The 22,790-nt window shown below is 52.4% G+C and carries 20 protein-coding genes and 1 pseudogene; 12 read left to right on the plus strand and 9 right to left on the minus strand.

Features of this window, described 5'->3' with window-relative positions; genetic code table 11:
* Window positions 1-92: 92 nt before the first annotated feature.
* From KNP64_RS09365 to KNP64_RS09375, 3 genes are all read left to right on the plus strand, one after another.
* Complete coding sequence (locus tag KNP64_RS09365) at window positions 93-872, plus strand: helix-turn-helix domain-containing protein (RefSeq protein WP_214764081.1); 780 nt, start codon at window positions 93-95, stop codon at window positions 870-872.
* Window positions 873-954: 82 nt separating this feature from the next.
* Entirely contained in the window at window positions 955-2,295 is a 1,341-nt protein-coding gene (locus KNP64_RS09370; RefSeq protein WP_034780656.1) for a globin family protein, read from the plus strand.
* A 20-nt stretch (window positions 2,296-2,315) separates the two neighbouring features.
* Window positions 2,316-3,212 carry a class F sortase gene (locus KNP64_RS09375; RefSeq protein ID WP_214792936.1) on the plus strand — a complete coding sequence of 299 codons (897 nt, stop codon included), beginning with the start codon at window positions 2,316-2,318 and terminating at the stop codon, window positions 3,210-3,212.
* A 93-nt stretch (window positions 3,213-3,305) separates the two neighbouring features.
* On the opposite strand, the gene KNP64_RS09380 is transcribed toward KNP64_RS09375, so the two are convergent.
* From KNP64_RS09380 to KNP64_RS09390, 3 genes are all read right to left on the minus strand, one after another.
* On the minus strand, window positions 3,306-4,013 hold the full coding sequence (locus KNP64_RS09380; protein ID WP_138860111.1) for an ABC transporter ATP-binding protein: 708 nt from the start codon (window positions 4,011-4,013) through the stop codon (window positions 3,306-3,308).
* A complete protein-coding gene (locus tag KNP64_RS09385; protein WP_138860112.1) occupies window positions 4,013-5,650 on the minus strand; it encodes an ABC transporter permease in 1,638 nt (545 codons plus the stop codon). The genes KNP64_RS09380 and KNP64_RS09385 overlap by 1 nt, the downstream gene beginning before the upstream one ends.
* Window positions 5,651-5,787: 137 nt before the next feature.
* Window positions 5,788-6,858 (minus strand): Fe(3+) ABC transporter substrate-binding protein, encoded by a 1,071-nt coding sequence (locus tag KNP64_RS09390; protein ID WP_138860113.1) that lies wholly within the window; start codon window positions 6,856-6,858, stop codon window positions 5,788-5,790.
* Between the two features lie 228 nt (window positions 6,859-7,086).
* Between KNP64_RS09390 and KNP64_RS09395 the strand changes: the two genes are divergently transcribed.
* From KNP64_RS09395 to KNP64_RS09425, 7 genes are all read left to right on the plus strand, one after another.
* Window positions 7,087-7,659, plus strand: coding sequence for a TetR/AcrR family transcriptional regulator (locus KNP64_RS09395; RefSeq protein ID WP_138860114.1), 573 nt, complete (start codon window positions 7,087-7,089; stop codon window positions 7,657-7,659).
* 24 nt (window positions 7,660-7,683) lie between these two features.
* The gene (locus tag KNP64_RS09400; RefSeq protein ID WP_214764085.1) at window positions 7,684-10,827 is read left to right on the plus strand and encodes an efflux RND transporter permease subunit; all 3,144 of its coding nucleotides are present in this window, start codon (window positions 7,684-7,686) and stop codon (window positions 10,825-10,827) included.
* 202 nt (window positions 10,828-11,029) lie between these two features.
* A complete protein-coding gene (locus tag KNP64_RS09405) occupies window positions 11,030-11,386 on the plus strand; it encodes a CidA/LrgA family protein (protein WP_214792933.1) in 357 nt (118 codons plus the stop codon).
* Window positions 11,383-12,057 carry an LrgB family protein gene (locus tag KNP64_RS09410; RefSeq protein WP_138860118.1) on the plus strand — a complete coding sequence of 225 codons (675 nt, stop codon included), beginning with the start codon at window positions 11,383-11,385 and terminating at the stop codon, window positions 12,055-12,057. The genes KNP64_RS09405 and KNP64_RS09410 overlap by 4 nt, the downstream gene beginning before the upstream one ends.
* A gap of 147 nt (window positions 12,058-12,204) precedes the next feature.
* Window positions 12,205-13,443, plus strand: coding sequence for a peptidase T (pepT, locus tag KNP64_RS09415; RefSeq protein ID WP_138860119.1), 1,239 nt, complete (start codon window positions 12,205-12,207; stop codon window positions 13,441-13,443).
* A gap of 55 nt (window positions 13,444-13,498) precedes the next feature.
* Window positions 13,499-13,945 (plus strand): OsmC family protein, encoded by a 447-nt coding sequence (locus KNP64_RS09420; protein ID WP_114164930.1) that lies wholly within the window; start codon window positions 13,499-13,501, stop codon window positions 13,943-13,945.
* 2 nt (window positions 13,946-13,947) lie between these two features.
* Complete coding sequence (locus tag KNP64_RS09425) at window positions 13,948-14,670, plus strand: DNA/RNA nuclease SfsA (RefSeq protein ID WP_114164931.1); 723 nt, start codon at window positions 13,948-13,950, stop codon at window positions 14,668-14,670.
* A gap of 23 nt (window positions 14,671-14,693) precedes the next feature.
* Here KNP64_RS09425 and KNP64_RS09430 read toward each other — a convergent pair whose 3' ends face one another.
* Window positions 14,694-15,305, minus strand: a complete 612-nt coding sequence (locus KNP64_RS09430; protein ID WP_214792930.1) for a stage II sporulation protein M — start codon at window positions 15,303-15,305, stop codon at window positions 14,694-14,696.
* Window positions 15,306-15,437: 132 nt separating this feature from the next.
* Between KNP64_RS09430 and KNP64_RS09435 the strand changes: the two genes are divergently transcribed.
* Entirely contained in the window at window positions 15,438-17,063 is a 1,626-nt protein-coding gene (locus KNP64_RS09435) for an ABC-F family ATP-binding cassette domain-containing protein (protein WP_034780623.1), read from the plus strand.
* Between the two features lie 32 nt (window positions 17,064-17,095).
* On the opposite strand, the gene KNP64_RS09440 is transcribed toward KNP64_RS09435, so the two are convergent.
* Window positions 17,096-17,851, minus strand: a complete 756-nt coding sequence (locus KNP64_RS09440) for a FixH family protein (protein WP_214764087.1) — start codon at window positions 17,849-17,851, stop codon at window positions 17,096-17,098.
* Between the two features lie 278 nt (window positions 17,852-18,129).
* On the opposite strand from KNP64_RS09440, the gene KNP64_RS09445 reads away from it, so the two are divergent.
* Window positions 18,130-19,323 carry a LysM peptidoglycan-binding domain-containing protein gene (locus KNP64_RS09445; protein WP_214764088.1) on the plus strand — a complete coding sequence of 398 codons (1,194 nt, stop codon included), beginning with the start codon at window positions 18,130-18,132 and terminating at the stop codon, window positions 19,321-19,323.
* A 251-nt stretch (window positions 19,324-19,574) separates the two neighbouring features.
* Here the strand turns inward: KNP64_RS09445 and KNP64_RS09450 are convergent, their stop codons facing one another.
* The 4 genes and pseudogenes from KNP64_RS09450 to aceA all read right to left on the minus strand — a co-directional run bounded on the left by KNP64_RS09450 (window position 19,575) and on the right by aceA (window position 22,746).
* Window positions 19,575-20,237: a ThiF family adenylyltransferase gene (locus KNP64_RS09450; RefSeq protein WP_427376849.1), complete on the minus strand. Its 663-nt coding sequence runs from the start codon at window positions 20,235-20,237 to the stop codon at window positions 19,575-19,577.
* A pseudogene (locus KNP64_RS09455) lies at window positions 20,234-20,509 on the minus strand (cyclic pyranopterin monophosphate synthase MoaC); the annotation flags it as partial. The pseudogene KNP64_RS09455 and the gene KNP64_RS09450, both read right to left, overlap by 4 nt.
* Before the next feature lie 101 nt (window positions 20,510-20,610).
* Window positions 20,611-21,318 (minus strand): iron-sulfur cluster repair di-iron protein, encoded by a 708-nt coding sequence (gene ric / locus KNP64_RS09460; RefSeq protein ID WP_128123069.1) that lies wholly within the window; start codon window positions 21,316-21,318, stop codon window positions 20,611-20,613.
* Between the two features lie 147 nt (window positions 21,319-21,465).
* Window positions 21,466-22,746, minus strand: coding sequence for an isocitrate lyase (gene aceA / locus KNP64_RS09465; protein WP_371815320.1), 1,281 nt, complete (start codon window positions 22,744-22,746; stop codon window positions 21,466-21,468).
* Between the last annotated feature and the right edge of the window lie 44 nt (window positions 22,747-22,790).

Raw genomic sequence — 22,790 nt, forward strand, 5'->3', positions numbered from 1 at the left:
TGTCGATTTCATCGTACCCGCTCCTCGCCTTGATTTCTATCCATGATATGATGAGAATATGCACGATTTTGCTATTAAGAAAGGATGATTCGATGGAAATTGGCTTTTGTGGCTATTCGTATCATACAACGACCTACACTTTTCCTTCCCCTAATCGATTGGAGACGTATTTGATTCGCTTGCAGACTGAAGGCACGGCACGAATCGTCGTCAATGGAGAGACGTATACGGTACGGCCTGGCGATTTGTTGCTCGTCAAACCTGGTGACGAGTACGAACTGCATGTCGACACCCCGGCGAGCGGAGATTATCATCTCTTCTGCAACGGTTCATCACTTGATACGTGGTGGACTGCGACGAATCGTTCCCGCATCACGTCCATCTCGATCGACCCTCGCCTGTTGTCACTCTGGCAACACATCACCGAAGAGGCACGACGCCCGACGACTGAACAAAGTCCGGCCTTGATTGAAACGCTGATTGAAGCCTTGCTTCTCATGCTCGACCGTTCCGTCCAAGAAGTGCAAGCGAACGTGCGGCCACCGGTCGTGTCACGCATGATGCGTTATATAGAAGGAAACGTCACGAGCGACTTCAAAGTGGCGGACGTCGCCGACGCGGTCGGGCTCAGTGTATCGCGGACCGTCCACTTGTTCAAAGAAGTGACCGGTATGACGATTGTCGCCTATGCCCAATCGATTCGACTCCAGCTCGCCGAAGAACAGATGCAGTATACGCAACACTCTCTCGAACGGATCGCCGAGCTGTCCGGATTCCGCTCCTATCCATATTTTCATCGAATCTTTAAACGAAAATATGGCGTCGCACCAGGGGTTTATCGCACACTTCAACAAAAAAACGAAAAAAAATAAAAAAAGAGTGATCCATTTTTTGAACCGCTCCGTTAGATGGGTGTAAACAACGACAACCACTCAAAAAAAGGAGCGATTACCCATGAAGAAGAAAACAATGAACAAGATTGTAGCACCGGCACTCGCACTCGGCTTACTCGTCCCATTGAATGCACAGGCAGCGGATCACGCGCCGACAGCAAGCACACCAGCAGGTGACTTACGAGCCACGCTCGATCAATTACTGTCTGAGCATTACGTCTTAGCCGTCACATCGATGATGAAAGCTTATGATGGAGCACCAGACGCTGAAGTCGCGATGAAGGCACTCGATCAAAACGCACTCGACATGACACCGGCCATCGCTTCAATTTACGGAGATGAAGGCGCAGCCCAGTTCGAAGACATCTTCGCTGGTCACAACGACTACTCAGCTGACTTCGTTGAAGCGGCTAAATCAGAAGACAAAGAGCTTCGCGCTGACGCTGAAGCTGAGGTCGACGAATTCGTCGAAGAGTTCTCAACATTCCTTGATGCAGCAACAGAAGGTAACTTACCAAAAGACGCAGCCGCTGACGTACTCGAGCTTCACGAAGACCAAGTTCTCTCAGTATTCGACAACTATGTCGCAGGTGACTACGAGTCGGCATACATGACGTACCGTGAAGGGTACAAGCTCATGTTCGACATCAGTAAAGCCCTCTCAGGCGCAATCGTCACACAGATGCCTGACAAGTTTGAAACTGCTGCTGACACACCGGCCGTCGAGCTTCGTTCAACATTGAACAGCCTTGCTGGTGAACACTTCGCCCTCGCAGCAATCGGCATGCAAAAAGGCTACGATCAAGCAGAAGACTTCGACTACGTGAGCTGGGCTGAAGATCAGAACACACTCGATTTCAAAGCAGCCATCGGTTCAGTCTACGGTGATGAAGGTGCGGCCCAATTCGAAAAAGTATGGAATGGGAACCACATCACAGCACAAGGTGACATCGTTGCCGCTACACTCGAAGGCGATGAAGCTAAAATTGAAGAAGCACGCATGAAGCTCGACCAGTTCGCTGTCGATTTCAGTACATTCCTCGATGCAGCGACAGAAGGTAACTTGCCACAAGAAGCTGGCCAAGAAGCGATCAAACAACATGAGGCCCTCGTGCTTCAAACGTTCGACCAGTATGTAGCTGGTGATGCGGATGCCGCTTGGATGTCATTCCGTGAAGGATACGCGTTCATGTTCGGTGTTGGTGAGACACTCGGTAACGCGATCGTGACACAAATGCCTGACAAGTTCGCTGAAACAACAATGCCTGAAGAGATGCCTGAAACAGGTCTCGGTGGTGCACAAGAACAATCAATGAACACGCTCTACGCTGGCCTTGCTGTACTTGGCGGAATCTTGCTCGCCTTTGTAACGCTTCGCAACCGTAAAGAATCTGTTCAATAATTCAATAAGGAGGGAGCCCCATGAACAAGCGCCATTTGTTTCTGGCGCTCTCTCTCTTTTGTTTTAGCTTCTGGACGTGGACGAGCGCCCAAGAATCGTCGTCACCACCTGTAGAAGAAAAACAAATAGAGGAGAGCCCAGATTTATCGGCTGAATTCTCACTTCTACAGGAAGAGGTGAAGAAGCTCCGATTAGCCGAGGAAGAGGAAAGTGCCAAGGCCGCGACACCCGTCCAACTTCAAATTCCCAAAATCAAGGTCGACACCGCGATCGAACAGGTCGGCGTACTCGACAACGGACAGATGGGCGTCCCAAAAGACGAGAACCAAGTCGGTTGGTTCGAGCCGGGCGTCAAGCCAGGCAGTAAAGGGAATGCCGTCATCGCGGGACATGTGGACAGTAAGACCGGCCCTGCCGTCTTCTATGAGCTCGATCAGCTGAAGACAGGCGATGACGTGACGATCATCGATGAGAATGGCAACACGTTGACGTTTCGTGTCACAAAAACAGAGAGTTACGATACGAAAAACGCACCGATCGAAGATATTTTCGGGGCCACGTCGAGTCGACATTTGAATTTGATCACGTGTTCCGGTACGTTCGGTGACGGCGGTTACGACGAGCGTTTCGTCGTCTATACCGAACTTGTCGATACCGAGATCAATACCGAAGTCGAACTCGACGCACCGACGAGCGTCGAACTCCGCGGGAACTTATTGACGTGGCACGCCGTCCGTGACGACGCCGTCATCGGCTATCGCGTCTATGAGGTCGTCGATGGTGAAGAGACCCATATCGAGAGTATCCCGTCGCACGCTCGGAAGAGTATAGAAGTCATGAACGAACAGGCCACTTATTACGTGACAGCCATCGATCAACTCGGGAACGAGTCGAGTCCTTCCGCACAGACGAAGTGATGACCAAAGCACCCACAGATGGCGGTCTGTGGGTGCTTTGTATCTGATTTCGCCTTCAAAAAAAGCATCCCTCGATGAGGCATGCTTTTTCGTTTAGACGAAACATGGAATCTGCGGATTGAACGTCTTGTTGTTCTCCGTCATAACCTGCTTTTTAATTTTGCCTTCTCCGAGATAGACGATACGGTCGGCGAGCGCCTCCGCATCCTCTTCATCGTGGGTAACGAAGATGGTCGTCGTTCCCGTCTGTTTGAGGAGGCGGCGCAAATCGTCCCGAATGCGATGTTGGAGCGACGTGTCCAAGTTGCTGAACGGCTCATCCAAGATGAGGAGCGATGGTTTCGGTGCCAACGCACGCGCGAGCGCGACACGCTGTTGCTGACCACCACTGAGCTCATACGGATAGCGATGACGGAACTCGGACAAGTTCACGAGCGTCAGCATCTCTTCGACACGCTCGTTCCGCTCTTTCCGGCTCAATTTATGCAGACCGAAGCGGATGTTCTTCTCAACGGTCATATGCGGGAAGAGCGCATAGTCTTGGAACACCATCCCGACACCACGCTGTTCAGGCGGCATGAACTGGCAATCGTCGCAACAGACACAATCGTTGACGACGACGACGCCTTGATTCGGCATCTCAAGTCCTGCGATGAGGCGTAAAATCGTACTCTTCCCAGAACCGCTGTCACCGAGAAGCGAGACGATTTCACCTTTCGTGATCGAGATTGAGAATCCTTTAATCGTCTCGGCTTGCGCACCTTTATAGCTGAAGTGTAAATCGTTGATTTGAACAAACATTAGTCGGCCTCCTTATCAAGCACCTTATGGAACACAAAGATCAACAGTCCGCTCATGAGCACGATGACGATTGAGGCGAGCGCGGCCTCATGTATCTTCTCGTCACTGACATATTTGAACGCCTGTGTGGCGAGCGTCGAAAAATTGAACGGCTGTAAAAACAGCGTCAGCGGCAATTCTTTCATAATATCGATAAAGACGAGGATGAACGCGCTCATGATCGCCCCTTTAATCATCGGGATGTCGACTCGGAAGAACGTCTGCACCGTTCCCCAGCCGAGCATGCGCGACGCTTCCGTGAACGATTTGCCGACTTTCTCAAATCCGCTCTCGATCGAGTTATAGCCGATGGCGAGGAAGCGGATGACGTAGGCGAAGATGAGCATGATGAGCGTCGTCCTGAACACGAACGTCTGGCCTAAATCCAAGGCGAGCGCCACGTTCAGCACCCACTCATCAAGCAGCAAGAACAACGTGATGACGGCGATGGCGATGGCCGCTCCCGGAATCGAATAACCGAGCGTCGTCACTTTCGAGATGACGCGTGTCATGTTCGACGGGAACAGGCGCGTGTAGTTGGCGATGATGAGCGCGAACACGAGAATGATCACGGTCGCAATGAACGCCACGCTCACCGTGTTCCAGACGAGGCGGAAAAACTCGGCCGTGAACACTTGTTCGAACGTCAATACCGTCCAAGCGACGAGCTGCACGAACGGGATGAGGAACGCGACGGCGAAGATGGTCGCCACATAGCCGAATACGGCGTAGCGGTGCCACCCGTTCAATTGTCTCGGTTTGAGCGGCTTCACTTTCGTCGTCGCATAGCTGAACTGCTTCCGACCTCGGACGAGCCGTTCCATCGTCAAGATGGCGATGACGAGAATCATGAGCGTCCCGGCGAGTTTCAGCGCCGAGGACGTATCTTTCATCCCGAACCACGTACTGAAGATGGCCGTGCTGAACGTTTGAATCCCGAAGTATTTGACGACCCCATAGTCGTTCAATACTTCCATCAACACGAGGCTGACCCCGCCGATAATGGCGACACGCGAAATCGGGATGACGACGGTGAAGAAGATATCCCATGAGCCGCGGCCGAGGATGCGGGCGTTCTCAATCATCGAGGACGATTGGTTGTGCAAGAAGGCCCGCGTGATCGTGTAAATGTATGGATACAAGAACAGCGTGAAGATGAACACCGTTCCTTGAATCGTCATGATGTTGAAATACGTCTGGTCGACGGTGATGCCGAACTCATTGCGTAGCGTCGTCTGGATGACGCCCGTATAGTTCAAAATCCCGTGATACGTGTATCCCCCGATATAAGGCGGGATGGCGAGCGGTAAGATGAGCGCCCATTTGAAGAACTTACGGAACGGGAAGTCGTATACCGTGACGAACCAAGCTAAGCTCGTCCCGATAATCGTCGTCAGCAGGCCGGTCGCAAGCATGATGAACAGGGTATTGCGTACGTAAGTCGGCAACAAATACTCGCGGATGTGTTGCCAGTTGTCATTGACCGGTGCGAATAGTTCGACCAAGACGACGACACCTGGCAGGACGATGAACAAGAGCGCGATAAAGCTGAGGATGGCCCATCCATTCAGTTGTCGTTTCAACGCGTACCAGTTCATGTCGTACAACTCCCGTTCTTCTTTCGTTCAGTCACTTCCTGTCCCATCATATCAGGTTCAACGCTCTCGTTGTACCGCTAGCGTGTCGAGAAACGCAAAAATCTTCGGCCTGAACGTCTGTTCAAGCCGAAGTCTTCTTATTTCCAGCCCGCTTCGTTGAAGACGCGGATGGCTTCTTGCTGGTTTTCACCGAGGACAGACAAGTTGATGTCCTGCTCTTTGAACTCACCCCATGATTTAAGGAGTTCGTTCGGTTCAACCGATTCATTTACTGGATACTCGTAGTTTACGCTCGCGAACTGCTCTTGTGCCGACGGATCAGACATGAACTCCATGAGCTTCTTCGCGTTCTCCGAGTTCTTCGAGGCTTTCGTCATCGCGATTCCTGAGATGTTCACGTGTGTCCCCGTCGTATCTTGGTTCGGGAAGAAGACGCCAAGTTGTTCAGCGACTTTCTTCTCTTCCGCATCTTCCGAATTCAACATGAGACCCATGTAGTAGGTGTTCATAATGGCGACATCACCTTCACCGGCCACGACTGCTTTCGCTTGGTCACGGTCGTTCCCTTGTGGGTCGCGTGCAAAGTTGTTGACCATGCCTTTCGCCCACTCTTTTGCCTGGTCGACACCGTTCACTTCGATGAATGAGGCGAGGAGCGAGATGTTGTACATGTTCTCAGACGGACGGACGAGTACTTTGCCGTTCCACTGTTCTTCTGTGAGTGCTTCATACGTTGACAAGTCTTCTGGTTTCACGCGGTCTTTCGCATAGACGATGACACGCGCCCGTTTCGTGAGACCGAACCATTCTTTATCTGTGTCACGATATTTCTCTGGGACGTTCGACTCAAGCACGTCGCTATCGACCGCTTGCAGGTGTCCCGCTTCTTTCGCTTGATACAAGTTCCCTGCATCCGCTGTGATGAAGAGATCGGCTTCCGTGTTATCGCCTTCTGTGTTCAAACGCTCGAGCAACTCATCGCTCTTCCCTTCGACGACGTTGACTTTCACGCCTGTCTCTTCTTCGAACTGCTTGTAAAGCTCTTTATCGACATCATAGTGACGGCTCGAGTAAACATTAACGACTTTTGACTCTTCTGCTGTCTCGTTGTCGCTTGAAGTCGTCGTTTCTTCTGTGCTGGCGCAAGCCGCAAGAAGCGATGTTGTGAGCGCAGCCGAAAGGCCAAGTGCCATGTACTTTTTGTTCATTTCATAATCCCCCACTTATTCATCTCTATTATTGGTAATGATAATTACTCTCAGTTACTATCATCACTGATAATCATTCTCACGTCAACCTTTTTTTGAAATCGTTTACCGTAGTTATACGTATATAACTTAACAGTTTTGACCTTATCATTTCTTGACTTTAAAACGACTAGCCCTCTATAGTGAAAGAGAACAAACCGTCTGGTCGGTACAGAAAGGAGGCATGACATGACAAACCGATCAATGATCACGAAACAGAAATTGTTGGATGCCGCGACGGATATCATCATGGAGCATGGTGTGCATCATCTTACATTAGATGAAGTCGCCAAGACGGCTGGCGTCTCGAAAGGTGGTCTCCTGTATCATTATCCATCCAAAGAAGCGCTGTTGACCGCCATCGTCGAACGGCTCCAAACCGAGCAAAACGAGTTGTACGAGTCGCTTCAAGCGGACGGCAACGGTCCTGTCGAAGCGTTCGTCCGCCTATTTGACGAGACGAAACTCCATCCCGAGCGTTCACCGATTCAAATCGACGCCGAGAAGATGATTGCCTTCTTGACGCTGTTCGCTGTCGACCAAGAGTACGCCGAACGGTGGAAGCATGACCTCGACACGTTCTTCGCAGCGTTTCAACAGACGAGCGACCCCGTCGAGACGATGATCATCCGTTATGCACTCGAAGGCATGATGATGTCCGAGCACTTCAACGTCGGCGTCGCCCCCCCTGCCTTGAAGCACGACATTATCGCTCGCTTGATCGAGCGAGCCCGGCATATCGATGCGGGTAAAACAGACTAAACCATCAGAGGAGAAATGAACCCCATGCAGAAAATCACGTCCTTCTCCGTCAACAACAAGTTCGCAGTCTGGTTGATGACGATCATCTTGACAGCCGCCGGAATTTTCGCCGGCTTGACGATGAAACTAGAAACATTGCCTGACATCACGACACCGACCGTCTCGGTGACGACGATTTATCCAGGAGCCTCACCTGAACAAGTGCTCGATGAAGTGAGCACCGTGCTCGAAGAGCGCTTGAAGAGCTTGAACGGTGTCGAACAAGTTCGTTCGTCTTCGTTCCAGAACGCTTCAAACATTCAAATTGATTACGACTTCAGCACCGACATGGAAGAGGCTGAACAACTCGTCAAAGACGCGCTCAGCAACGTCGAGTTGCCTGAAGCCGTTCAAGACCCGCAAGTGTCGCGTCTCAGCTTTGACGCGTTCCCGGTCATCGGGGCAGCCGTCTCGGATGAGAGTCTCGATTTGGCTGAATTGACGAAATTGGTTGAAGATGAGTTACAACCAGCGCTTGAAGGTGTCGAAGGCGCTCAGACCGTGCAAATCGCCGGACAAGAGATTCGTCGCGTCGAGCTTCAGTTCGACGAGGAGGCACTTGCCGAATACAACTTGACGGAAGACACGGTCAAACAGTTGATTCAAGCGAACGATGCCCGCATCGCGCTCGGCTTGTATGAACTCGGTGATACGGAACAAGCCGTCGTCATCGACGGGAAGTCAGAGACGCTCGAGGCGTTCCGCGACCTCCAAATCCCGTACTCACCCGCACAAACGGAACAGCCGGTGCCAGGTGCGCCAACAGAACTTCCGACTGGCGAGACTCCACAAGTCCCGACTGAAGTGCCAGGTGCCGTGCCACCAGCCAACATCCCGACGACTGTCCCGACCGTCGCCTTGAGCGAACTCGCGACGATTGAAGACCGCGGGATCGAGGAATCGATTTCACGGTCGAACGGGGAACGTTCCATCGGGATTCAAGTGACGAAAACACAAGATGCGAACACCGTCGACGTCGTCAACGCCGTCAAAGACGTGCTCGCCGACTTCGAAGCCGACTATGACACGGCCAAAGTATCGGTCACGCTCGACCAAGGTCAACCGATTGAAGAATCGGTCGAGACGATGGTCTCGAAAGCGTTGCTCGGTGGCTTGTTCGCCATCTTGATCATTCTCGTGTTCCTTCGTAACTTCCGCTCGACGATTATTGCGGTCATCTCGATTCCGCTCTCGCTCCTTATGGCATTGATCGTCTTGAAACAGCTCGACATCACGCTTAACATCATGACGCTCGGCGCGATGACCGTCGCCATCGGACGCGTCGTCGACGACTCCATCGTCGTCATTGAGAACATTTACCGCCGCCTCACCCGTCCGAACGAAACGTTGCGAGGCAAAGAACTGATTATCGCCTCGACGAAAGAAGTGTTCATTCCGATCGCGTCGTCGACGATCGTCACAATCGCTGTCTTCTTGCCGCTCGGGTTCGTCACTGGCTTCGTCGGTGAGCTGTTCTTACCGTTCGCCTTGACCGTCGTCTTCGCCTTGCTCGCGTCATTACTCGTCGCGATCACGGTCGTACCGATGATGGCCGACTCGTTCTTTAAGAACCGCGATAAATTGAAACCAGAAGAAGGACCAGGGAAGCTCGCGCAATGGTATCGTGGTGTCCTCAACTGGTCGCTCAACCATAAACTCGTCGTCTTCGGTCTCGCGACAGCACTCTTAATCGGAAGTTTCGCCCTCGTCCCAGCCATCGGGGTCAACTTCTTGAACCAAGAGTCGGAGAAGACGCTTTACGTCACGTTCGACCCAGAACCGGGCCAAACACTTGACGATTCGATTGCGGCAGCTGAAATCGCCGAAACTTATTTCATGGAAGAGCAAGCAGACGCGACCGACGTCCAATTCACGGTCGGTGGCGAGAACCCGCTCAACCCGGGGAACAACAAACAAGGGATTTTCATCGTCCAGTATGACCCGGACACAGAAGATTTCGCTGACGTCAAAATCGCTGACGTCGAACGCTTGAACGAACTCGCTACAGGCGGGGAATGGAAAGAGCAAGACTTCGCCGGCGGCGCCGGCACGAGTGGCGTGACGTACAACGTCTATGCCAACTCGCTCGAAGATCTAGAAGCCATCGTCCCGACATTCATCGAGACGATTGAAGAAGAGACGGATTACGTCCGTCAAGCGACGTCCGATCTTCGCGAATCTTACGTGCAGTACACGTTCAACGTCGACCAGCAAGCTACTGCTGAGGCAGGCGTCTCGGCCGCTCAGCTCGCCCAGACGATTGGACAGTTCCAAGCGCAAGAAAGCCCGCTTTCGACCGTGACGATCGATGACAAGCAACTCGATGTCATCATCCCGACAGAACAAGTCACGTACGACAGCATCGAAGAGTTGCAAGAACAAGAAGTGACGACGCCGTTCGGCCCTCGGCCAATCTCGGACTTCATCGAAGTCGAGGAAGGTACGACACCGGATACGCTCGTCCAACGCGACGGGAAGCTCCTCGCTCGCGTCAACGTCGAGCTCAGCACGGACAAAGCGACGGAAGCTTCGGCTGCTATCGAAGAACGTGTGTCTGACATCGAGCTCCCGACTGGTGTCTCGTATGACGTCGGTGGGGTCACTGAACAGATTCAAGAATCGTTCACCCAGCTCGGTCTCGCCATGCTCGCGGCCGTCGCCATCGTCTACTTGGTGCTTGTTATCACGTTCGGTGGTGCTGTCACGCCGTTCGTCGTCCTATTCTCGCTCCCTTACGCGATTATCGGGGGACTTGTCGCTCTCCTCATTACAGGCGAGACGATCTCGGTATCTGCCTTGATTGGAGCGCTCATGTTGATTGGGATTGTTGTCACGAACGCCATCGTCTTGATTGACCGTGTTATTCATAAAGAAGAAGCTGGTCTCTCGACGCGTGATGCCTTGCTCGAGGCAGCCGGTACGCGCCTCCGTCCAATCCTCATGACGGCACTCGCGACGATTGGTGCCCTCGCACCGCTCGCGCTCGGTCTTGAAGGTGGCGCTTTGATTTCGAAAGGTCTCGGTGTGACCGTCATCGGTGGATTGACAAGTTCAACGCTATTGACGCTCCTCATCGTTCCAATCGTGTATGAGTTCTTCGCACGGTTCCGTAAGAAAAAAGAAGCGTAATTCAAAAGAGAGTCGCCCGCACAGGGTCGACTCTCTTTTCGATTCGGTCATTTTTGATGTGTTCCACACCTCTTTCCGTACTTTTATAAAACCTCTTTGGAGAGAAGAACTTCACTTTTTGATGATTGCCTAACCTTGACCTGTACAAATAAATCTGAGAAAATTCTTACGTTTTGAACGTATTCGCGAAGGGATGGTATACATGCAACTCTTTATCAAATGGATGATCGGCCTTTCGCTCTTATTCGGGTTAAGCGCGCTCGGCAATTGGATCGTCGCCACTTTAGAATGGAAAGTGCCTGGGAACGTCGTCGGGATGATGCTGTTGTTGATATTCCTTATGACAAAAATCATCCGAGTCGAATGGATCGAGGACAGTGCCGGCTTCCTCACGAAACATCTCGCTTTCTTCTTCATCCCGATTGCGGTCGGTCTCATGTCTTATAGTAATCTATTAAAAGCAGAAGGGATCCCGCTCTTTCTCGCCTTGATGATCAGTCTAAGTGTGGGGCTCATCGTGACCGCCATCATCTCCGGAAGACGAGGTGAAGCGTCATGACATTATTTTGGGTACTCGTCACAGTTGGTGTCTATCTCATCAGCCGAAAACTATCATTTAAATGGGCGTCTCCGTTCACGAACGTCGTCTTCTTGAGCACAACTATTTTGATTGTGATCCTCCTTCTCTTTGAACAACCGTACGACGTGTATGAACCGGCCAAAGATTTGATCACGATTTTACTCGGCCCGGCGACCGTCGCCCTCGGTCTGCCGTTGTACCGCAACTTGCCGACGCTACTCGCACGCGCGAGACGTGCCCTCAGTGCAATCGTTGCCGGTACCGTCTCGACGATTATCGTCGCAGTCATGATTGGAACGGCGCTCAAACTGACGGACCAAGTGCTCATCGGGCTAGCGGTCAAATCCGTCACTGCTCCGATTGCACTCGAACTGGCAAAACAGCTCCAAGGAGACGCGGCGCTTGCTGCCTCCATCACTGTCGCCTGTGGCATACTCGGTGCCATGTTCGGTCCGCTAATGTTGTCGCTTTTCAAAGTGACTGATCCGTTCACGCGAGGACTCGCACTCGGAACGATCAGCCACGGCATCGGCACGGCTCAAGCCGCGACAGAACATCCGCTCTCAGGGGCCACCGGGGGCGCGGCGATGGGCCTGTCCGCCATCTTCACGTCGTTTTTGTTGCCGTTTCTCCTGCCGTTCCTTCTTTAAAAAAGGCCAGCACCCTTGTTTCATACAAATTGAGTAAAAGTAGAGGCCTTAGCGCCTCTCTTTTTATTTTCAAACAATTTCGATACTTCTCAAAACCGGCTCTCATGCTACACTAAACGAGAACAGATTGATTAGAGGAGGCAGACCATGCAATCGAAATTAATTGAACGTTTAATCACGTATGCAAAAATTGATACACAGTCCGACTTCACGAGTGAGACGACACCGTCGACGGCGAAACAATGGGATTTGATTCGCCATCTCGAGGCTGAGTTAAAAGCGATTGGACTCGAGGACGTCGAGACGGATGACTATGGCTACTTGTTCGCCACCCTTCCGAGTAACGTCGACCATGACGTACCGACGATCGGCCTGCTCGCCCACGTCGATACGGCGACCGACTTCACCGGGACGAACGTCAACCCGCAACTCGTCGCACATTACGAGGGCGGCGATATCGTCTTGAACGAGGCGCTCCAAGTCATCTTGTCGCCGCGTGACTTCCCGGAGCTCGATGGCTACGTTGGACATACACTCATCACGACAGACGGCACGACGCTGCTCGGTGCCGACGACAAAGCCGGCATGGCCGAGATCGTCACCGCGGTCGAATACTTATTGGCCCATCCGGAAATCCCGCATGGCCCGGTGCGAATCGCCTTCACACCGGACGAAGAGATTGGCCGCGGACCACATAAGTTCGACGTCGCCCGCTTCAACGCCGATTTCGCCTATACGATGGACGGCGGCCCGCTCGGTGAACTGCAATACGAGAGCTTCAACGCTGCCGGCGCCACGGTCACGTTCCATGGGACGAACGTGCACCCGGGCAGTGCCAAAAACAAGATGGTCAACTCGATGAAGTTGGCGATGGCGTTCCACAACCGCCTTCCGGCTGATGAAGCCCCAGAGCATACGAGCGACTATGAAGGCTTCTTCCATCTGAACGGCTTCTCTGGCGACGTGGAGACGACGACGCTGCAATACATCATCCGCGACCACGACCGCACGAAGTTCGAGGCGCGCAAAGCGTTGCTTGAAAAGCTCGTCGTCGAATGGAAACAGAAGTACGGCGAAGCACGCGTTGACTTAAAAATGGACGACCAATATTACAACATGGCCGAGAAAATCGAGCCGGTGAAACACATCGTCGACACCGTCGCCGACGTCATGCGCGAACTTGGCATCGAACCGAAAATCGAACCGATTCGCGGTGGGACGGACGGTTCGCAACTGTCGTATATGGGACTCCCGACCCCGAACATCTTCACGGGCGGCGAGAACTATCACGGCAAGTTCGAGTACGTCTCCGTCAACAACATGGAAAAAGCGACCCACGTCATCATCCAGACGCTCCGTACGTTCGCTGAACGCGCGCGAGCATAACACATGCGCCTCCAATCGTTCTCTTCTAGAATAGAGACATTGGAGGCGATTTTTTATGAAGCATACGTTTCAAATGAACCTCGACTGGACCGGCGGACGCAACGACGTCGGAACGATCGAGGCCGAACGGTTAAAGACACAGATATCGATTCCCCCGGAAATGGACGGACCGGGCATCGGGACGAACCCGGATGAGATGTTGCTCGGTGCTGCGGCGACCTGCTATATCATCACACTTGCGGCTATGCTCGGGCGAAGCGAACTGCCTCATCAAGGCATCACGATTGACGCCGAAGGCATCGTCGACGTGACGAACGGTGTCTTCACGTATGAGACGATTCGCTACACGACACGAATCAACGTTCCAAAAACGGCCACAGATCGCGATATCACGCTCGTCGAACGAATCGCCAAAAAAGCGAAGGATGGCTGTATGATTTCACGCGCCTTGGCCGGCAACGTCGCGTTCGAACTCGACACGACGGTCACGCGCGTCGTCTGACGATGTATCGCTTTGTATCTCCCCTGCAGGAAGGGGTCATCCTGAAACGCCGCAATCGGTTCGTGATGGACGTATTGCTCGGCGACACTGTCGTCGCCTGCCACTGTCCGGTCACCGGTCGCATTGGCGACCTCGTCTTCGACGGGGTGCCTTGCCTCGTCTCAGCGACGGACGACCCGCGACGGAACACCGCCTTCACAGTGGAGGCCATCTCGATCGACGCGGACCGACAATGGATTGGAATTCATCAAGGCCGCGTCAACGATTTCGTCGAACATTGGTTGCGGACGAACGTGATTTCAGCTTTTCCTTCTCCGAAACATGTGGAACGAGAGAAAGTCGTCGATGCGTCACGAATCGACTTTAAAGTCGATGGCACTTATATCGAAGTGAAAGCACCTCTAGCCGAGTTGTTCGTAACGCCTCTCCCCCGCTTTGAACGGCGTGCGGTGACGAGACCGATCGAGACCGAACGGTTGATTCGACATCTCGAGACACTCATTGCGACGTTGCCGAAAACGGGTCGGGCCGTCTTGCTGTATGTTTTCTTATATGATGCGCCCATCTTCACCGGCAACCCGAATCGGAAACATGACTTACGAATTCGGCAGCTGATTCGCGACGCAATCGCGGACGGACTTGAAATCTGGCAAGTGAATGGCGAGGTGTCTACGGAAGGGATTCGTTTAACCCACTGTGTCGAGACGACGCCTCATTTCAAGTAAAAAAGCCATCAGCGATGGCTTTTTTACTGTAATAACAGTGGGGTCACGTACGTCTCGATGATCGCAGAGATGACGAGGAGCGGAACTGCGACGACGAGGAATGTCTTCACGCCTGCCACGAACAACGCCTTGAACGTGACGTCGGTCTTTTTCCCGCGTAGTTTTTTCCAGATGTAACGGTTGAGCGACAACCCCATCGCCGCTCCGAGCAAGATGGCCGAGATTTCGGTGATGCCGTGGGGCAAAATGCCGAGCACGATGACCCGGATCACGGACTCGCCGGCAACCCCAACGAGCATGGCGACCAGGCCGATGACCGCTGCGTTGATGACGACGAACATATACGGGATGAAGAGCGGGATCATCCCGAGCAGGAAAGCGAGCAACGTGACGCGCGTATTGTTCACGAATAGGGCGATCATCGTCTCGCGTGCGCTCGAATCGAACGTCAATCCTTGTGATTCAAATGATTCGCCGAGCTGAGCTAAAATTTCGTCCACTTGTTCAGGGGCGATGACGGCCCTGAATAGAAAATACGACCCGATGCTCGTCACGAGGAAGATGACCCAGAGCCGGAAGAAATCTCGGCTGTAGTAGTTTGACCACGCTTCTTTCAGCGAGAGCGTTATTTTCATGGCTGATTCCCCCTTTCTTCTCTATACGAATCAGGCTGCTGTTTGTTTCATTTTTACCCACGACTGCGCGTTTTCAAAAAACGTGATACAATACACGTCGTAAACTAATCAGAAAAACGAGGGATCCTATACATGATTACAGTAAATAACGTAAGTCTCCAATTCGGTGGACGCAAGTTGTTCGAAGACGTGAACATCAAGTTCACACCAGGCAACTGCTACGGCTTGATCGGCGCGAACGGTGCCGGGAAGTCGACATTCTTAAAAATTCTTGCCGGTGAGCAAGAAACGACAACAGGTGACGTCAGCTTTTCACCTGGCGAACGCCTCGCCGTCCTCAAGCAGGACCATTATGCGTACGAAGATCAAGCGGTACTCGAGACGGTCATCATGGGCCACGAGCGTTTGTATCAAGTCATGAAAGAGAAAGACGCCATCTATATGAAGGAAGATTTCTCTGACGAAGATGGTATGCGCGCTGCTGAACTCGAAGGCGAATTCGCTGAGATGAACGGTTGGGAAGCCGAATCAGAAGCTGCCATGGTCCTTCAAGGACTAGGGATCACGGATGCATCACACCACAAGCTCATGAGCGAGCTCACAGGTGGCGAGAAAGTCAAAGTCCTCCTTGCTCAAGCATTGTTTGGCAAACCTGACATTCTTCTCCTCGATGAGCCGACGAACGGTCTTGACCTCAAAGCGATCCAATGGCTCGAAGAGTTCTTGATCAACTTCGAGAATACCGTCATCGTTGTATCCCACGACCGTCACTTCTTGAACAAAGTCTGTACACACATGGCCGACCTTGATTTCGGGAAGATCCAATTGTACGTCGGGAACTACGACTTCTGGTACGAGTCGAGCCAACTCGCTTCGCGTATGGCCAACGATCAGAACAAGAAAAAAGAAGAGAAAATCAAAGAACTTCAAAACTTCATCGCCCGTTTCAGCTCGAACGCCTCGAAGGCGCGTCAAGCGACGTCGCGTAAGAAGTTGCTCGATAAAATCACGCTCGACGATATCCGTCCATCATCACGTCGCTATCCGTTCGTCGGTTTCTCAATGGAACGTGAAATCGGGAACGACGTGCTCTACGTCGACAACGTCTCGAAGACGATTGATGGCGTCAAAGTACTCGACAACGTCACGTTCTCACTCAACAAGACGGACAAAGTCGCATTCGTCGGCCGTTCGGACGTTGCCATCACGACGCTCTTCAAAATCATCATGGGCGAGATGGAACCGGACACGGGTACGGTCAAATGGGGCGTGACGACGACACAGTCGTACTTCCCGAAAGACAACTCGGAATACTTCGAAGGCTCGGATAAGAGCATCTTGGATTGGTTACGCCAGTTCTCACCAGCCGACGAGTCGGATACGTTCCTTCGCGGTTTCCTCGGTCGTATGCTCTTCTCAGGCGAAGAAGTCATGAAGAAAGCATCTGTCCTCTCAGGGGGAGAGAAAGTGCGTTGCATGCTCTCGAAAATGATGCTCTCGAACTCGAACGTCCTCGTCCTCGACGATCCGACGAACCACTTGGATCTCGAGTCGATCACAGCGCTCAACAACGGTCTCGAAACGTTCAAAGGCGTACTCCTCTTCAGCTCGCATGACCATCAGCTCATCTCGACGATTGCCACGCGCATCATCGAAGTGACGCCGAACGGGATTGTCGACAAAGAAGCGACGTACGACGAGTTCCTCGAGAACGAATCGCTTCAACAGCAAGTCGAGTCACTCTATCAGAACGCATAAAAAAATCGATCGGCCGCGGCCGATCGATTTTTTTATTTGACCTCGACCGTCTCCATGATATGTTCATGGATGTCGTGTCCTTTCGTCACGTGGACTTGAACGTTGTATATGCCTGACTCTTTGAATGTATGCTCACCTGCATAGCTTCCGCCTTCCGTTTCATCAAGCTTCACCCACTCGTGCTTGTCCGCTCCGTCTTTGAACACTTCGAGTTGGACGTCCGCACCCGTCAACGCCTCATGCTCAATTTCGACGTTGACTGTGAACGGTTGGACTTCATTGGCGACAGCTTGAGTCGGATCAAGGACAATGTCTGCTCCCGCGTGGTTGTGATGGTCTTGCTCAGCTTCAGCCTCAGCCTCGGCCGCCGTCTCCGGATGGCCGACCGTAACGTTAGTCGTCGGCATCGTATGCATCGAACGGGCCGTCACATGGACTTGCACCGTGTAAACTGCTTCTTCGACAAACGTCGTCTCCGCCTCGTAGACTCCATCTTCTGTGAGCGACGCTTTCGTCATCTCACTCTCTTCCTTGGCGCCATTTTTCCAGACCTCGAACTTAATCTCGTCGGCATCATCGACCGCTTCACCGTCTTGTGTGACGCGAACCGCCAACGTGACCGTCTCGTCTTTGTCCGCCGTGGCCGGAACGTTTAATTCTGCTTCTACCGGTTCCATCGACTGCACCGTCTCCGTACCACTGGCCGTTTCATCGGCTCCGCACGCCCCAAGGACGAACAGACCGACGAGACCAAATGCCACCCCGAACCGTTTCATTGATTTGCTCATGTTGAATCCCCCTATTCAATCGCTTACATTCTTCACACATTGTTCATGATAGCACCCTTTTTTAGGAAATGTGTGAGGATTGTGTGATATTTGACACGTTTGTCACTCATAAATTGAACACAAATATTAAGAGTCATTATCCAAAAATTCCTTTCCCTATTTTTAGGGTTAGACGATGTTTACCATCAAAAGGGGGTATATAAAATATATACACAGCTCAATATATGGAAAGCCTTAACATCAAGATACATACACCCAAGAATGGAGGCGAAACCAAAATGAAGAGCAAGTTTGTACGTGTGTTGATGGCCTTGTTGATCATGTTGGCACCGTTAGTCGCTTATCCAAAATCGGCTGACGCCGCCGCTTCGAAATTCATCACGAGCGTGAACACGACGAGTAAAGTTGTCGCGTTGACGTTCGATGACGGGGCGGATGGTACGAATACGAATAAGATTTTGGACATACTTGCCAAGAACAACGTCAAAGCCACTTTCTTTTTGACTGGATCAGGCGCCAATAACCATCCTCAATACATTAAAAACATCGCAGCTAAAGGTCACCAACTCGGTAACCATTCATATACCCATCCAGACTTCACAAAGTTGACCGCCACGCAAATGAAATCAGAACTTGATCGGACGGAAGCGCTCATTAAATCGCTTACTGGCAAAACGACAAAACCAATCTTCCGGGCACCGTTCGGCGCCGTCAATAGCGCCGTGTTGAGCGGAGTCGGCGCTGCCGGCTACGGTTATACGATTCAATGGAACATCGATACCGTGGACTGGAAAGGAGTCACTGCTAGCCAAATCAATACGAAAGTACAGGCGAACATCAAATCAGGCTCAATCGTCTTGATGCACACCGGTGCCGGCGCTCCAGGTACACCACTCGCCTTGCCGACGATGATTGCCCAGTTGAAAGCGAAAGGCTACAAGTTCGTCACCGTCTCGCAATTGCTCGCTTACCAAAACACATCTACCAGCAAAACGTATACCGTCAAATCAGGCGATACCCTTTATAGCATCGCCCGAGCTTACAACGTCACAGTCGCTGCGCTCGCTGGGGCCAACAAAATTACAAACTACAGTCTCATCTATGTCGGACAAGTGCTCGTCATCCCGGGTACCACTGTAACTCCTCCACCTACGACGACCGTCAAGTATACGGTTAAATCGGGTGACACGCTCTATAAGATCGCCACTTTGTACAAAACGACCGTCGCTAAGATTGCAGCCGCCAACAATATTACGAACGTCAACTCCATCTATGTCGGACAAGTACTGATCATCCCAGGTACAACCGTCACACCACCGACGACTACGGTGAAATACACGGTAAAATCAGGGGATACGCTCTACAAGATTGCGACGATGTATAACACGACTGTCGCTAAGATTGCAGCCGCCAACAATATTACGAACGTCAGCTTGATTAGCGTCGGGCAAGTGCTTACAATCCCACGCTAACCAAAAAAGTGTCCTCCGCTTTTCGGGGGACACTTTTTTATGCGCCAAGACACTCATCGACCATCGCGATTGCGACGTTCGCGTCATCGATTCCATGGACGAGCACACGACCGTCTTTAAATAAAAGCATCCGATGATTCCGCCATCGCCATTCTAATGTGAACGGTGTCTGTTTCACAGCGATGTCCGCACGCTCGAGTTGATGTGCGATTGGTTCAAGCCCTTCGATGGACCGACGGACTTGGACGACGTCACGCCCACAGAGGAGTGCTGTCTGTTGCCGATTCGGGACGAGGCTCGGATAGTCGTGAATTTGACAAGAAGGACAAGACACATCGACGAGACGTGCGACATCTAGTCGCTGTCGCGCACGTTTGCCCGGCTAGCGGCAAATGACGCATGAGACAACGAAGACACGGCGCTTCTCCCGGCATCACCGTGTAGTTCATGCCGTATGCCCCGACGCAAGAGGCAAACAAGAACGGAATGCCACGCTCGAGTGCGAAATCGTTCAATAGAAGACGCGTCTCGACGTTATCGGTTGCGTCCAAGATGAGATCAACGGACGGCAAAGGCCGAAGCCAATCCCACGAGACATCGGCGATTTGAGCGTCCAACTCAACGTCTGAGTTGATGGCCCGCAGGCGTTCGAGCGCTGCGACCGCTTTCGGCGTCTCGGAATGTGCGTCCTGTTCCGTATAGAGCGTCTGTCGTTGTAAGTTCGTCACCTCGACATAGTCGCGGTCGACGAGGATGAGCGAGACGCCGGCCCGAACAAGTTGATCGCTAACGGCCGCCCCGAGCGCGCCGAGACCGACGACGAGCACGCATTTTTCCATCAGACGTTCTTGGCCCTCCACCCCGATGCCGTGGAACCGGGCCTGCCGCGCGTAACGTTCTGGGACAGGTGTCATCGGATGTAGTCCCCTGACTTCCCGCCTTGTTTCTCGAGCAAGTACGTCGGTCCGATGACGATGCCTTTATCGACTGCTTTCGTCATATCGTACACGGTCAAGGCGGCGACCATTGCTGCTGTCAACGCCTCCATTTCGACACCGGTATCGCCTTTCGTCTTCACAAACGACTCGATGATGAGCTGTGTCCCGTCCCATTCGAACGTCAAATCGACTTTTTTCAAGGCGACCGTCACCCCTACGATGACTCCACTCACCCGTTTCATGACTAATCACTCCTTTGCCTCCCCTTTATCGTAGCGCTTGATTTGCCTCCCATCTGTATCAAACGTCACAAAAAGACACCCCCACGTAAGTAGAGGTGTGCCACTGCTTAAGCGAACGTGCGCGCCCGCGGGAATAAAATGTTGTTTTCGAGATGAATGTGTTCAAATGTATCCGATTCGAGCGCTTCTAACCGTTGATAGACAAGACGATACGTCCCACACGCTCCTTCAGGCGGCGTATAGTCGTTCGTGATTTGACGCAACTCTTTTAAAATGTCACCGGCTGCCGCGTGTTCTGACTCGAGCGAGGCCAAGATGTCATCAAGCTCCCGTCTCGTTTCAGCTGTCGGTGCCGTCTCGTGACGAAGCAACGTCGGGAAGTCTTCTGTCTCTTCTTTGACGATATGTTGTTCAAGTTCCATTTTCAATTGATTGAACAGTTGATGAATGCGTCCGAGGTGCGGATGGTTTTGTCCGTGAACCCGGAACACTTTTGTCACATATGGTGTGAGCTGTGGCAATTCGTCCGTCAAAAACTGGTGATGCTTATAAATGATGTGCTCAATCAATTCCGATGAAGAAGCAGCATCCCAATCGATGCTCTTCTCGTTCATCTCTTGCTTGCGTTGATAGAGCGCATTGACTTCTTCTAAAATGTCTTCCGTCGACCGTTTCGATTTGTCAGTCGCTTCAGCGAGTGGCCGGTTGCCGCCACAACAAAAATCGATTCGGTTCCGTTTGAAAATGTCTGCCGCTTGCGGGCATTGTTTGACGATTTCAGATACGTGCGTATCGCCCGTGAATGTCTGTGTCATCTGTCATAACCTCCATATTCATTTTGACATGTTCAGCGTAGCAAGAGTTTGACGACAAAAATGTGAAATACGTCACATTTAAGTGAACAGGATGCACGCGTTCTGAATTTGGACACAAAAAAAGCCCCTCTTGTGGAGGGGCGACGCTTAATAGGACGGCGCTTCAAATTGTTCTGCCTCGGTCGATCCGGTGAGCGCCGTCGTTGACGACTGGCCTCCCGAGATGACGAGAGACACCTCATCGAAATACCCGGTCCCGACCTCACGTTGGTGACGTGTCGCCGTATAACCGTGCTGTTCTGCACTGAATTCGGCCTGTTGCAGTTCCGAGTAGGCGGCCATCCCGCGGTCTTTATACCCGCGTGCGAGTTCGAACATTCCGAAGTTGAGCGAGTGGAAGCCAGCGAGTGTCACGAATTGGAACTTGTATCCCATCGCACCAATCTCTTGTTGGAACGTTGCGATCTCGTCATCCGACAACTTCTTCTTCCAATTGAATGACGGCGAACAGTTGTAAGCGAGAAGTTTGCCCGGATACTTCGCATGAATCGCATCCGCGAATTGACGCGCTTCGTCCAAATCAGGCTCGGACGTCTCGCACCAAACGAGGTCGGCGTACGGTGCATAGGCGAGACCGCGTGCGATCGCCTGTTCGATTCCTGCCTCGGTCCGATAAAACCCTTCTGGCGTCCGGTCGCCGACGATGAACGGATGATCGATCGGGTCGATGTCGCTCGTAATCAAGTTCGCGGCGTGGGCGTCGGTCCGGGCGACGATAATCGTCGAAACACCCATGACGTCTGCCGCGAGACGTGCGGCAATCAAGTTTTTCACGGCCGTCTGTGTCGGTAGCAACACTTTGCCGCCGAGGTGACCGCACTTCTTCTCTGAAGAGAGTTGATCCTCCAAGTGGACGCCGGCTGCACCCGCCTCAATCATCGCCTTTGTCAACTCGAACACGTTGAGCACACCGCCGAAACCGGCTTCCATGTCAGCGACGATCGGGGCGAACCAATGCGTATCGCCTTTCCCTTCCGCCGTTTGAATTTGATCGGCCCGTTGAAGCGCCTGGTTAATCCGTTTGACGACGCTCGGCACCGAGTTAGCCGGGTACAGGCTTTGGTCAGGGTACATGTGACCCGACAAGTTCGCATCGGCGGCGACTTGCCATCCGCTCAAATAGATGGCTTCGAGGCCCGCCTTCACTTGTTGGATGGCCTGGTTCCCCGTCAACGCCCCGAGCGCGTGGACGTAGTCCCGCTCGTGGAGTAACTCCCATAACCGTTCCGCTCCTTTTGTCGCGAGCGTATGCTCGATTAGTACCGATCCCCGAAGTCTCATCACGTCTTCGACCCCATATGGACGTTCGACCCCGTTAAACCGTTCCGACTGTAACATATTCTCTAGCTGCATTTGTTGTTCGTTCATATCCATTCCTCCTGTATTATATTAACTCATATATTTACTATTTG

Origin of the sequence: Exiguobacterium sp. s64, from assembly GCF_018618035.1 — a bacterium.
Taxonomy (GTDB): Bacteria; Bacillota; Bacilli; order Exiguobacteriales; family Exiguobacteriaceae; genus Exiguobacterium; species Exiguobacterium mexicanum_A.